This window comes from Nonomuraea sp. NPDC001699 (genome assembly GCF_053596455.1).
Genome location: NZ_JBSFGF010000023.1, coordinates 83,638 through 96,249 on the forward strand (window position 1 = coordinate 83,638; position 12,612 = coordinate 96,249).

Annotated in this window: 13 protein-coding genes; 8 read left to right on the forward strand and 5 right to left on the reverse strand. The window is 70.8% G+C overall.

Going from position 1 to position 12,612, the window contains the following annotated elements:
- Positions 1-322 precede the first annotated feature (322 nt).
- The 7 genes from infC (at position 323) to ACWCSU_RS42260 (ending at position 7,402) form a co-directional block, all read left to right on the forward strand.
- On the forward strand, positions 323-895 hold the full coding sequence (infC, locus tag ACWCSU_RS42230; protein WP_449942211.1) for a translation initiation factor IF-3: 573 nt from the start codon (positions 323-325) through the stop codon (positions 893-895).
- 127 nt (positions 896-1,022) lie between these two features.
- Positions 1,023-1,217 (forward strand): 50S ribosomal protein L35, encoded by a 195-nt coding sequence (gene rpmI / locus ACWCSU_RS42235; protein WP_125635662.1) that lies wholly within the window; start codon positions 1,023-1,025, stop codon positions 1,215-1,217.
- Between the two features lie 23 nt (positions 1,218-1,240).
- On the forward strand, positions 1,241-1,627 hold the full coding sequence (gene rplT / locus ACWCSU_RS42240) for a 50S ribosomal protein L20 (RefSeq protein ID WP_357703321.1): 387 nt from the start codon (positions 1,241-1,243) through the stop codon (positions 1,625-1,627).
- A gap of 77 nt (positions 1,628-1,704) precedes the next feature.
- Positions 1,705-2,508, forward strand: coding sequence for a TrmH family RNA methyltransferase (locus tag ACWCSU_RS42245; protein WP_357703323.1), 804 nt, complete (start codon positions 1,705-1,707; stop codon positions 2,506-2,508).
- A 50-nt stretch (positions 2,509-2,558) separates the two neighbouring features.
- On the forward strand, positions 2,559-3,650 hold the full coding sequence (locus tag ACWCSU_RS42250) for a sensor histidine kinase (protein ID WP_364097387.1): 1,092 nt from the start codon (positions 2,559-2,561) through the stop codon (positions 3,648-3,650).
- Positions 3,651-3,806: 156 nt separating this feature from the next.
- Positions 3,807-4,847, forward strand: coding sequence for a phenylalanine--tRNA ligase subunit alpha (gene pheS, locus ACWCSU_RS42255; protein WP_449942235.1), 1,041 nt, complete (start codon positions 3,807-3,809; stop codon positions 4,845-4,847).
- Positions 4,847-7,402, forward strand: coding sequence for a phenylalanine--tRNA ligase subunit beta (locus tag ACWCSU_RS42260; RefSeq protein WP_449942212.1), 2,556 nt, complete (start codon positions 4,847-4,849; stop codon positions 7,400-7,402). The genes pheS and ACWCSU_RS42260 overlap by 1 nt, the downstream gene beginning before the upstream one ends.
- 47 nt (positions 7,403-7,449) lie before the next feature.
- On the opposite strand, the gene ACWCSU_RS42265 is transcribed toward ACWCSU_RS42260, so the two are convergent.
- Positions 7,450-8,058 carry a Uma2 family endonuclease gene (locus ACWCSU_RS42265; RefSeq protein ID WP_449942213.1) on the reverse strand — a complete coding sequence of 203 codons (609 nt, stop codon included), beginning with the start codon at positions 8,056-8,058 and terminating at the stop codon, positions 7,450-7,452.
- An 80-nt stretch (positions 8,059-8,138) separates the two neighbouring features.
- Between ACWCSU_RS42265 and ACWCSU_RS42270 the strand changes: the two genes are divergently transcribed.
- Positions 8,139-8,372 carry a hypothetical protein gene (locus tag ACWCSU_RS42270; RefSeq protein ID WP_364097379.1) on the forward strand — a complete coding sequence of 78 codons (234 nt, stop codon included), beginning with the start codon at positions 8,139-8,141 and terminating at the stop codon, positions 8,370-8,372.
- A gap of 42 nt (positions 8,373-8,414) precedes the next feature.
- Here ACWCSU_RS42270 and ACWCSU_RS42275 read toward each other — a convergent pair whose 3' ends face one another.
- The 4 genes from ACWCSU_RS42275 to ACWCSU_RS42290 form a co-directional block, all read right to left on the reverse strand.
- Positions 8,415-9,719 carry an MFS transporter gene (locus tag ACWCSU_RS42275; RefSeq protein WP_397037263.1) on the reverse strand — a complete coding sequence of 435 codons (1,305 nt, stop codon included), beginning with the start codon at positions 9,717-9,719 and terminating at the stop codon, positions 8,415-8,417.
- 98 nt (positions 9,720-9,817) lie between these two features.
- Complete coding sequence (locus ACWCSU_RS42280; RefSeq protein WP_357703333.1) at positions 9,818-10,177, reverse strand: nuclear transport factor 2 family protein; 360 nt, start codon at positions 10,175-10,177, stop codon at positions 9,818-9,820.
- A gap of 50 nt (positions 10,178-10,227) precedes the next feature.
- On the reverse strand, positions 10,228-10,632 hold the full coding sequence (locus ACWCSU_RS42285; RefSeq protein WP_357703335.1) for a hypothetical protein: 405 nt from the start codon (positions 10,630-10,632) through the stop codon (positions 10,228-10,230).
- Between the two features lie 188 nt (positions 10,633-10,820).
- Positions 10,821-12,482 (reverse strand): class I adenylate-forming enzyme family protein, encoded by a 1,662-nt coding sequence (locus tag ACWCSU_RS42290; RefSeq protein ID WP_357703337.1) that lies wholly within the window; start codon positions 12,480-12,482, stop codon positions 10,821-10,823.
- Positions 12,483-12,612 lie beyond the last annotated feature (130 nt).

A 12,612-nucleotide genomic window follows, 5' to 3' on the forward strand; every position in this document is an offset into this window, starting at 1 on the left:
ATTCGAGGCGCCTGCGTGGTTGTGGTAATGTAGCTCTCTGATCGGTCCGGCATGCCTTGCTGGACGCGCAAGCGGAGGTCTCCCTCCCACCCGAGTCACCGCAAGGCGGCCGGGTCCAGGATCACGCCGGACTCTCCGGGGAGCTCGAGGCCACGAAGCCACAGAGCTCAGTGGCCCCGCATGCGCGACGTGCGGGGCTTTTCGCGTCTTCGGCGCGGAAGGCCCCCGCCACGACGAGCACGTAGGGATCGCAAACCTAGGAGGCCCCATCAGCACTGAGCCCCGCATCAACGAGCGTATCCGAGTTCCCGAGGTTCGCCTCGTGGGCCCGAACGGCGAGCAGGTCGGCATCGTCAGCATTCACGACGCGCTGAAGCTCGCCCAGGAGGCCGACCTTGACCTCGTCGAGGTCGCGGCCACGGCTCGACCGCCCGTGTGCAAGCTCATGGACTACGGCAAGTTCAAGTACGAGTCCGCGATGAAGGCGCGCGAGGCGCGCAAGAATCAGGCGCACACGATCATCAAGGAGATCAAGCTCCGGCCGAAGATCGACCCGCACGACTACGAGACCAAGAAGGGTCACGTGGTGCGGTTCCTCAAGGCGGGGGACAAGGTCAAAGTCACGATCATGTTCCGTGGGCGTGAGCAGTCCCGGCCGGAGCTCGGCTTCCGGCTGCTGCAGCGGCTCGCGGAGGACGTCCAGGAGCTCGGGTTCGTGGAGTCCCAGCCCAAGCAGGACGGCCGTAACATGATCATGGTGATCGGTCCGCACAAGAAGAAGGCCGAGGCCAAGGCCGAAAAGGCCGCCGCCAAGGCGCAGCGTGGCGAGGAGCCTTCCGAGCTGGAAGAGGAGGCTTCCGTACCGGAAGCGGAACCTTCCGTACAGGAAGCGTGACCTGCGGCTGGGGTTAGCCTTACAACACGCGCCCCAGCAGCCGCCACCGGCAGACGAACAAGCCGCGACCGGGTCGGCCAGCACCGGCCCGGCCACCGGCACGACCGAATTGAGGAGAGACGGCGACATGCCGAAGATGAAGACGCACAGCGGTGCGAAGAAGCGGTTCCGGCTCACCGGCACCGGCAAGCTCAAGCGCCGCCGCGCCAGCCGCGCGCACTACAACGAGTGGAAGTCCTCCACGCTGACGCGTCGTCTCAAGGGTGAAGTCGTCGTTTCGCCGGCAGACACCAAGAAGATCAAGAAGCTGCTCGCCAAGTAGCGCGAACCCCCGGGGAGAAGAACATGGCACGCGTGAAGCGGGCGCTCAACGCCAAGAAGAAGCGCAAGGTCGTCCTCGACAGGGCGAGTGGTTATCGTGGCCAGCGGTCGAGGCTGTACCGCAAGGCCAAGGAGCAGATGCTCCACTCGATGACGTACGCCTACCGGGACCGCAAGGACCGTAAGGGTGCGTTCCGCCGTCTGTGGATCCAGCGGATCAACGCCGCTGCCCGCGCCAACGGCATGACCTACAACCGCCTGATCCAGGGCCTGCGCCTGGCCGGCATCGAGGTCGACCGCAAGATCCTCGCTGACCTCGCGGTCAACGACGCCCCGACCTTCGCCACGCTCGTCGAGGCCGCCAAGAAGGCGCTCCCGGCGAACGTGAACGCTCCGGCAACCGCGAGCTGAGGTCGCCTTCAGACACATGAGGGCCCACCGTCACGGTGGGCCCTTTTGCTGTATCCACGCATGACCAGGGGGAGAGCATGGCCGGGTCCGAGCTGACCAACGTGAAGTCGCCGAGGGTGAAGGCCGCACGCAGGCTCACCAAGCGCGCCTTCAGGGAGCAGGACCGCAGGTTTCTGGCCGAAGGGCCGCAGGCGGTGCGTGAGGCGCTCAAGCTCGACGGGGTGGTCCTGGAGCTGTTCGCCACGGCCGAGGCCGAGCTGCGGCACGCCGAGCTCGTCACCCAGGCCACGCTGCAGGGGGTGCCCGTCCACCGGGCCAGCGGCGAGGTCATGTCGGAGCTGTCCCAGACCGTGACCCCGCAGGGGCTGCTGGCGGTGTGCCGGTTCGTGCACGTGCCGCTGGAGGAGGCGCTCGACGGGGAGCCGAAGCTGGTCGCGATGCTGGCGCACGTACGCGACCCGGGCAACGCCGGCACCGTCATGCGGGCGGCCGACGCCGCCGGGGCGGACGCCGTGATCTTCACCGACGCCTCCGTCGACCCCTACAACGGCAAGTGCGTACGCGCCAGCGCGGGCAGCCTGTTCCATTTGCCGGTCGTCATCGGTGCACCGGTCGCCCCCGCCGTGCGTCAACTCAGGGAGCGGGGCATGCGCGTGCTGGCGGCCGACGGCGCGGGCAAGCACACGCTCGACGACGTGGATCTTTCCGGACCGACCGTGTGGATCTTCGGGAACGAGGCCTGGGGACTGCCGGAGGAGATACGCGCCGAGGCGGACGATGTGGTCAGAGTGCCTATCTACGGACAGGCTGAAAGTCTGAACCTGGCCACCGCCGCGGCGGTGTGCCTTTACTCCTCCGCCAGGGCTCAGCGAGTGCCCTAGGCGGCCGGAAACCCGCTATTGTCGGCGTTGTAGGCGGAGGAGGCGAGGTCGTGCACGGCGCAGAAACCGACGGGCGAGTCGTGGCCGCCGCGTGCACGATCTCCATCGACGACCTCCCCGACGGCCTTATCGTGACCGACCGATATGGGTGCGTGCTGGCCGTCAACCGGGCCGCCGTCCGGCTCACGCGGGTCGCCATGGAGCGCGCGGTGGGCCGGGAGATGAACGAGGTCTTCCCCTTCCGCGACCACGACGGGCGCGAGTGGTGGAAGGGCCTCGACCCCGAGGGCGGGCTGCGTACCCGCACCAGGGTCCCCGAGCGGCCGCTGCACCTGCCGGGCGGGCAGGAGCTCTACGTCGCGGCCCGGCTGGTGCGCGAGCCCGAGCGCGGCGGCGAGGTCGAACGCGTGACGATCACGCTGCGCGACGGCGGCGCCCGCGCCCGGCTGGAGCGCAGCCGCGCCGACCTGGTCTCCACCGTGGCCCACGAGCTGCGCTCGCCGCTGACCAGCGTCAAGGGCTTCACCGCCACCCTGCTGGCCAAGTGGACGCGCTTCACCGACGAGCAGAAGCGCGTCATGCTGGAGACCGTCAACAACGACGCCGACCGCGTCACCCGTCTCATCACCGAGCTGCTCGACGTCTCGCGCATCGAGTCCGGGCGGCTGGAGGTGCGCCGCCAGGTCGTCGACCTGCCGGCCAGGGCGCGCCGGCTTGTCGCCGGCCGGGTCGCGGCGGGCGACTCCGAAGACCGCTACCGCCTGATCGTCGGCGACCGCCTGCCCGAGATGTGGCTCGACCAGGACAAGATCGACCAGATTCTGGGTAATCTGGTGGAGAACGCGGTGCGCCACGGGCGTGGCACCGTGACGATCGAGATCGAGTCCGTCGGATGGGGAGTGGCCGTGTCGGTGCGCGACGAGGGCGAGGGCATCGAGCCCGAGCTGGCTCCGCGCGTCTTCCGGCAGTTCTGGCGGGGCGGCAACAGCCGCCGCCGCGGCGGCACCGGGCTCGGCCTGTTCATCGTGAAGGGCCTGGTCGAGGCACACGGCGGCACGATCACCGTGCAGCGCGCGCCCGAGGGCGGCGCGGAGTTCCGATTTACCGTGCCCACCGGCACACCCGACTTCGCCACGGTCTGAAGCCCCGAGCGGCTTGCCGCCTGAGCCCGTCGAAGTCGGTCCGGTGGGCGGGCCCCACTAGACTCGTTTCCGCTCAAGCCCTGGATACGGAGCTCACTCTTGTCTGACTACGACCCCGTCGAGGTGACGCCGTTGCACGCCGACGAGCTGTCCCGCATGGAGGCCGACGCCCTCACGGCGATCAAGGCGGCCGACAGCCTCGACGCACTCAAGCAGGCCAGGCTGGCGCACGCGGGCGACCGCTCGCCCATCGCCCTGGCCAACCGCGAGATCGGCGCCCTGCCGCCGGCCGCCCGAGCCGAGGCCGGCAAGCGCGTCGGCGGCGCCCGCAGAGCGATCGGCGAGGCGCTGGCCGCCCGCCAGGCCGAGCTGGAGGCCGAGCGCGACGCCCGGGTGCTCGTCGAGGAGACCGTCGACGTCACCCTGCCGTGGGACCGCCGGCCGCGCGGCGCCCGCCACCCGCTGACCACGCTGCAGGAGCGCATCGCCGACGCGTTCGTCGCCATGGGCTACGAGGTCGCCGAGGGCCCCGAGCTCGAAGGCGAGTGGTTCAACTTCGACGCGCTCAACATCGCCACCGACCACCCGGCCCGCTCCGAGCACGACACGTTCTTCGTGGACTCCACCGAGTCGGGCATGGTGCTGCGCACCCAGACCTCGCCGGTGCAGATCCGCGCGCTGCTGCAGCGCGAGCTGCCGGTCTACGTGATCTCGCCGGGCAAGACGTTCCGCACCGACGAGCTCGACGCCACCCACACCCCGGTCTTCCACCAGACCGAGGGGCTGGCCGTCGACGAGGGCCTGACCATGGCCCACCTCAAGGGCACGCTCGACAGGTTCGCCGAGGTCATGTTCGGCAAGGGCATCACCACCCGGTTCCGGCCGAACTACTTCCCCTTCACCGAGCCGTCCGCCGAGATGGACCTGAAGTGCTTCGTCTGCCGCGGCGCCTCGGCGATCCCCGGCAACCCGCCGTGCCGCACCTGCAAGTCCGAGGGCTGGATCGAGTGGGGCGGCTGCGGCATGGTCAACCCGCGGGTGCTCATCGCCTGCGGCGTCGACCCCTCGCGCTACTCCGGGTTCGCGTTCGGCATGGGGATCGAGCGCACGCTGATGTTCCGCTACAACGCCGAAGACATGCGAGACATGATCGAGGGGGACGTGCGCTTCACGCTCCCGTTCGGAATGGAGATCTGATGAAGGTCCCGCTCTCCTGGCTGCGGGAGTACGTCGATCTCCCGGCGGCCACCGCGCACGAGGTGGCCGACAGGCTCACCATGGCCGGGCTCAAGCTCGAGGCCATCACCTCCTACGGCCACGACGTCAAGAACGTCGTCGTCGGCGAGGTGCTGGAGATCGAGGAGCTGTCCGGTTTCAAGAAGCCGATCAGGCACTGCAAGGTCGAGGTGGGCGAGGCGACGCCGCGCGAGATCGTCTGCGGCGCCACGAACTTCGTCGCCGGCGACCGCGTGCCGGTCGTGCTGCCCGGCGGCGTGCTGCCGGGCGGGTTCGAGGTGGGGGCGCGCAAGACGTACGGGCGCATGTCCGAGGGCATGATCTGCTCCGAGCGCGAGCTGGGCCTCGGCGACGACCACAACGGCATCATGGTGCTGCCCGCCGACACGCCCATCGGCACCGACGTGGTCGAGCTGCTCGGCCTGCGCGACGACGTGATCGAGCTGGAGATCACGCCCGACATCGGCTACGCGCTGTCCGTGCGCGGCGTGGCCCGCGAGGTGGCCACCGCGTTCGGCGTGGCCTTCCGCGACCCGGCCGACGTCGAGGTGCCCGCCGAGACCGAGCCGTCCTGGCCGGCCTCCATCGGCGACCCGACGGCCTGCGACCGGTTCGTGCTGCGCGAGGTGCGCGGCTTCGACCCGGCCGCCCAGAGCCCGCTGTGGATGCGGGTGCGGCTGAGCCGGTCCGGCATGCGCCCGGTGTCGCTGGCCGTCGACGTCACCAACTACCTGATGCTGGAGCTCGGCCAGCCGCTGCACGCCTTCGACCGGTCGAAGCTGACCGGCGAGATCGTCGTACGGCGGGCCCGGGAGGGCGAGCGGCTGGAGACACTCGACCACGTCGTGCGCGAGCTCGACCCCGACGACATCCTCATCACCGACGAGTCGGGCCCGATCTCCATGGCGGGCACGATGGGCGGGCTGGAGACCGAGATCTCCGACGGCTCGACCGACATCGTCATCGAGGCCGCCCACTTCTCGGCCACCGGCATCTCGCGCGAGTCGCGCCGGCACGGGCTGGTGTCGGAGGCGTCCAAGCGGTTCGAGCGCGGCGTCGACCGCGAGCTGCCGCTGGTCGCTTCCTGGCGGGCGGTGCAGCTGCTGGCCGAGCTGGGCGGCGCGACCGTGCAGCCCGGGGTGACGCACGCCGAGGTCGACGTCACGCCGGCGCGCATCGCGATCCCGGCCGGTCATCCGTCGGCCGTGGCGGGCCTGCCGTACGCCAAGGAGGTCGTCGTCGGCCGCCTGGAGCAGGTGGGCTGCGTCGTGACCGACGGCGACGACCCGGCCGTGCGCCAGGGCGGCGTCGACCCGACCGGCGTGGTGACCGGCGGCGAGCTGGCGGCCAGGCTGGCCGTCACCGGGCCGGACATGATCACGGTGACCCCGCCGTCCTGGCGGCCCGACCTCACCGACCCCAACGACCTGGCCGAAGAGGTCATCCGGCTCGAAGGCTACGACCGGCTGCCGTCGGTGCTGCCCAGCGCGCCGGCGGGCGCCGGGCTGACCGAGGGGCAGCGGCTGCGCCGGCGGGTCGGCCGGGCGCTGGCCGAGGGCGGCTACGTCGAGGTGCTCAGCTACCCGTTCATCGGCGCCGACGACTTCGACCGCCTCCAGCTGCCCGCCGACGACGCGCGGCGCCGGGCCATGCGCCTGGCCAACCCGCTGTCGGAGGACGAGCCGCTGATGCGCACGACGCTGCTGCCCGGCCTGCTCAAGACGCTGGTCCGCAACGTCGGGCGCGGCTTCGGCGACGTGGCGCTGTTCGAGACGGGCGCGGTCTACCGGCCCCGCGAGAACGCCCCCGCGGCCGCTCCGGTGCTCGGCGTCGCGCGCCGTCCCACCGAGGAGGAGCTGGCCTCGATCGAGGCGGCGCTGCCCGACCAGCCGCTGCGGGTCGCGGTCGTGCTGGCCGGGGAGTTCGAGCGGTCCGGCTGGTGGGGCTCCGGCCGCGAGGCCTCGTGGGCCGACGCGGTGCAGGCCGCCCGGCTGGTCGCCGCCGAGTCGCGGATCGAGCTGTCCATCAGCGCCGACCAGCACGAGCCCTGGCACCCGGGCCGGTGCGCCGCCCTCTACGTGGGCGACACGCTGGTGGGGCACGCCGGTGAGCTGCATCCGCGGGTCATCGAGGCGTACGGGCTGCCGCCGCGTACCGCCGCCATGGAGCTGGAGCTGTCGCGGCTGGAGTCGGGCATGCCGGGGCCGGTGCAGGCGCCGCCGGTGTCCCCGTACCCGGTGGCGACACAGGACGTGGCGCTGATCGTGCCCGACTTCACGCCGGTGGCCGACGTGGAGGCGGCGCTGCGCGACGGGGCCGGGGAGCTGCTGGAGTCGGTGCGGCTGTTCGACGTCTACGCGGGTGAGCAGGTGGGCGAGGGGAACAAGTCGCTCGCCTACACGATGCGGTTCCGGGCGGCCGACCGTACGTTGACGGTCGAGGAGACGACGGCGGCCAGGGACGCGGCGGTGGCGATGGCGGCCGACCGCGTGGGAGCGCAACTGCGCGGCGTCTGACGTCACGGGAACGGGCCGGTACGGATCGCCGTACCGGCCCTTTTTCGTCAGGCGGTGTAGAGCGTGGTGAGGTCGATGTCGAGGTCGAACGGCAGGGTCAGCTTGAGCCGGTCGTGGTGGATGCCGGTGCCGATGTAGGCGCCGGTGGCGGGGTCGATCTCGTAGACGTAGACCACCGGCCGGCCCCCGGCTTCTTCGATGCGCCAGAAGTGCGGGATGCCCGCCTTGGCGTAGAGGGTGGGCTTACGCTTCCTGTCGCGCACCACCGAGTCGGGGGAGACCACTTCGACGGCGAGGATGACATCCTCGGCCTGGTAGCAGCTGACACCCTCGTCGGAGGGCGCCTCCGGACCCAGCACGATCAGGTCGGGTTCGGGCCGTTGCATGGGCGCCAGCTTGACGGTCATCTCCTGGCAGACCTGGAGAGGGTCGGGCGCGGCGTCGGCGAGCGCTCGGTGCAGGCCGAAGATCACGTCGTGGTGGAAGCGTTGCCGGGGGCGCGCGAAGACCAGGCTTCCGTCGATCAACTGTGTGTGCGCGGGGAGATCCGGGATGTGATCGAGGTCTTCGGCGACGTAGCCCTGTGGTGGGGGGAAGGCCCAGTCGGGGAGCGAGGATGGGGCTTCTGTGTTGCGGGTCGCCGCTTCGGCAGTCATGGTCGGACGCTAATCGACGCCTTCCGCTCACGTTGGGTGAACGGACGTACACGTGTTCAAGGCGCGGGAGAATGTGGGGCATGAGGCAGTTGCTGGTGTTCGGCGAGCGGGAGGATGCCGAGGAGGTCGCCGAGGTGCTGGGCGAGTGGTTCCCGGGGCTCGGGGTGCCGAGGGTGGTACGGGAGACGCTCGCCGGCGAGGACGACGCCGAGGACGCCCAGTGGCTCGTCGTCCTGGAAGGGCTCGACGAAGGCTCGCTGGCGAAGGTGGACGAGCTGGTGGAGCGGTACGAAGGGTGGCGGGAGGCGGAGTAGGCCCTCGCCGCCGTCTGTCGGGTGGGGCCCGGGGTGGGGCGGTCAGGCGGGGGTGGGTTCGGTGGACTGGGCGGCGCGGCGGGTGCGTTCCGCGATCGCGTGCTCGTCGGTCCTGGAGTCGTAGCGGCGGAATCCGGGGAGCGCGGCGGCCAGGCCCAGGACGGCGCCCACGCACAGCAGGCCGCCCGCGCCCAGCGAGAAGCGGGTGCCGCCGAAGTTGGCCATCAGGCTCGCGCGGGCGTTGCCCAGCATCGGGCCGCTGGCGTAGGAGAGCAGCTCGATGCCCGCCAGCCGTCCGCGCAGCTCCTGCGGGATGGTCTGGTTCCACATCGTCGTGCGGAAGATGCCGCTGATCATGTCGGCCGCGCCGGCGAGCGCGATGCAGAGGAAGACCAGCCACACGCTCGGGGCCAGCGCGGTCAGCGTCATCGCCACGCCCCACAGCGCCGCCGCGACGATCACGCCGAGGCCCTGCCGCTGCACGCGGGCCGTCCAGCGGCCGGTCACGGAGGCGGCCAGGGCGCCCACGGCGGCCGCCGAGTACAGCAGGCCCAGCGACTCGGGTGAGCCCAGCTCGTCGGCCAGGAACGGGAACAGCGCGTTGGCCATGGCGAACACCATGGCCGCGATGTCCACCAGGTACGTGCCCATGAGGTCGCGGCGGCCGGTGGCGTACCGCACGCCCTCGACCAGGGACCTCAGGGAGGCCGGGGCGGCGTCCTCGACGGGCGGCAGCGACCTGATGCGCCACAGCAGCGCCAAGGAGAGGGCGAAGGTGATCGCGTCGATGGCGTAGGCGACGTGCGTGCCCATCTGGACCAGCAGCAGGCCGCCCAGCGCCGGGGCCAGGATCGCGCCGAAGTTCCAGCGCAGGCTGTTCAGCACCGCCGCCGCGGCCTGCTGGTCGTGCCTGACGACCTGCTGCATCACGGCCTCCAGGCTCGGACGCTGCAGGCAGGCGATGCCGGTGGACAGGGCGCCCATCACGTACAGGACCCAGACCTGCGGGTGGGGGAGCATCGCGTTGACCATGAGGGCGGCGGTGGTCACCAGCAGGCCCAGCTCGCTCAGCACGATGATCCGGCGGCGGTCAAGCGCGTCGGCGATCGCGCCGCCCCACAGGCCGCACACCACCATCGGCACGAACTCCGCCAGGCTCATCATCCCGACCGCGACGTAGGAGCCGGTCAGCTCCTTCATCTGGAACGGCAGCGCCACCATGGTGATCATCGTGCCGAACATGGTGATGACCCCGGCGCCGAACAGCAGGCGGTAGTCACGGGAGTCGCGCAGCGGGCTCAGGTCAGGGGAGAGGTGACGGAGCAGGCGGGTGAGTCGTGCGGGCACGAAGTCTGATTCTGCGATGACGTGCGTGGCCAGGGCAAATCATTTTGGAACGGGCGAAGGCCCCCGGGGAAACCGGGGGCCTTCGCAGGAGGGGGGAGTCAGGCGCCGGGGACCTTGTCGAGGAAGCCGAGGACCTTGCGGATCCTGCCGTCCTCGGCCAGCTCGACCACGTCGAAGCCGACGGCCAGGGGCTCCTCGCCGGCGGGGCCGAGGTGCCAGGTGAAGCGGGCGATGTCGTGGTGGGCGTCGAACACCTCGCCGGGGGTGAACACCAGGCCGGGGAACATGCCCTGCGCGCCCTCGATCACGGCGGCGATCCCGGCGTGCCCGGCCACGTCGGCCATCGGGTCGGTGTAGGTCGCGTCCTCGGTCCACAGCTCGGCCACGGCCTTGGCGCGGGCGTCGGCGTCGGTCTCGTTCCAGACGGCCAGGTAGCGTTCGACGAGTTCGGCGGTCATGATGATCTCTCTTTCCTCAAGGTGTTGCGGTCTGGGATCTTCACAGGGAGTCAGTTGCGGGCCCGGCGCAGGCCGGTGATCTGGAGCTCGGCGAACACCCCCACGACCAGGGCCTGGGCGATGGCCCAGACGGCGCCGATCGTGCTGAACCCGAGCGCGCCGGTCACGACGGCGGCGACGCTGCCGAGGGTCCAGACGATGTTCAGGGCGATGAAGGCCTTGACGGCGGTCTGGTTGATCGTGGGGCGCGCGGCCACCAGGCCGACGGCGGCGCCGTACACGAGCAGGAAGATCCCGATCTCGCGCAGCAGGCCCGCGCCCGGGCCGAGCAGGTCGCTCGCGGGGGCGGCCAGCGCCAGGTAGGCCAGCCCGTTGACGCCGGTGACGACGGCGTCGGCGACCAGCGCGAGGCGCAGGAACTTGGTCCGGTCGGCGGTGACGGTGAGGGCGGTCATCTCGGCTCCTTCAAGTGCTCGTTGCGACACTTGAAAGATGTCAGCCGGGGCGTAGGGGCCGCGATTACGCGCCAGGTAATGAGGGCTGCGAACCGGCCGCCGACCTGCGGGTTCTTCGGGAGAAAAAGAAGGGGGCGCCCCCTTGCGGAGGCGCCCCGGGAGGGGTTCAGGGGGTGTTGCGGGGAGGGTCAGGAGCCGAGGATCTCCCGGCGCAGGTGGGTCTTGAGGATCTTGCCGCCCGGGTTGCGGGGCAGTTCGCCCTCGCGGAACCACACGTGCACCGGGATCTTGAACTTGGCGATCCGGCCGGCCAGGAACGAGCGCAGCTCCTCCGCCGTGACCGACCGGCCCGGGGCCTGCCGGATCACCGCGCCGACCTCCTCGCCCAGCTCGTCGTGCGGGACGCCGATCACCGCCGCGTCGTCCACGGCCGGGTGCTCGAACAGGGCCGCCTCGACCTCGGCGCAGTAGACGTTCTCGCCGCCCCTGATCACCATGTCCTTGGCGCGGTCCACGATGTAGACGAAGCCCTCCTCGTCGATCCTGGCCAGGTCGCCGGTGTGCAGCCAGCCGTCCACGAACGTCTGGGCCGTGGCCTCGGGCTGGTTCCAGTAGCCCATGATCACGTTCGGGCCGCGTACGCACAGCTCGCCCACCTCGCCGGCGGGCAGCTCGGCGCCCATGGGGTCCACCACGCGCACGTCCACCACGGCCGACGGCATGCCGATGCTGTCGGGCCTGGCGTGGTACTCGGCGCCGCCGTTGCCGATGGCCAGGGCGGTCGTCTCGGTCATGCCGTAGCCGTTGGAGGGGGCGCGGTCGGGCAGGTTCGTGGTGATGCGCTCCAGCAGCTTGGGCGGGGCGGGGGCGCCGCCGTAGCCGAGGGTGGTCAGGGACGACAGGTCGTACTTGCCGAAGTCCGGGTGCGACATGAGCTGCCAGGCGTTGGTCGGCACGCCGATCATCGTGGTGACGCGCTCCCGCTCGATCAGCCGCAGCGCCTGCTCGGGGTCCCACTTGTACATGAGCACCACGCCGCCGCCGGTGAACATCGAGGTGGTCATGCCGGAGAAGCAGCCGGTGACGTGGAACAGCGGCACGGTCAGCAGCGTCACCCGGCGCACGCCCGCCGCCGCGCCCGCGTCCTTGCCGGCCATGGTGAGCGAGCGCATGAGGCCGTAGGCCACGGTCATGGGGGACTGGCCGAGGTTGCGGTGGCTGCCGAGCGCGCCCTTGGGGCGGCCGGTGGTGCCGGAGGTGTAGAAGATCGTCGCCGGGTCCTCGGGGGAGAGCTCCACGTCGGGCAGCCGCACGTCGGCGGTGACCTCGCCCAGCACGTCCCCGAACGGGCGCGCGCCCTCGGGGACCTCGCCCCTGGTCACGATCATCGGCACGCCCGTGGAGGCCAGCCGGACCGCCCGCTCGCCGTCGGCGATCAGGACCTTGGCCCCCGAGTCGCTCACGCCGTAGGCCAGCTCGGCCTCCGTCCACCAGGCGTTCAGCGGTACGGCGATGGCTCCGGCGGCCAGCGCGGCCGAGAACGAGACGACCCATTCCGGGTAGTTGCGCATGGCGATGGCGACGCGGTCGCCCTTGGTCACGCCGTACTCGTCGACCAGGCGGTTGGCCAGGGTGGCGGCGCGGCGGAAATGCTCCTCGAACGTGATGTGCTCGTCCTCGTAGGCCAGGAAGACCTGCTCGCCGTGGAACCTGCTGATCTCCAGCAGGGCTCGGAAGTGTCCCGGCGCGTGCTTCCATGTGCGTACCCCGGCGTCGCCGATCTCCTCGGTCTCGAAAAGCTGGCCGGGGCCGGTGAGCTGGGCTTGGACCTGGGCGTGCGAAAGGGACATGCGCAGAACTCCCGCATCAGAGGATTATTCCGGTCCATTCACAGTACCGACCGGTAGGTACGTCGCGCTAGAGCAGCGGAAACCGACGCCCGGAGGCCTCGCCAGGTCTCCTGTGAAAGTTTCATGAATA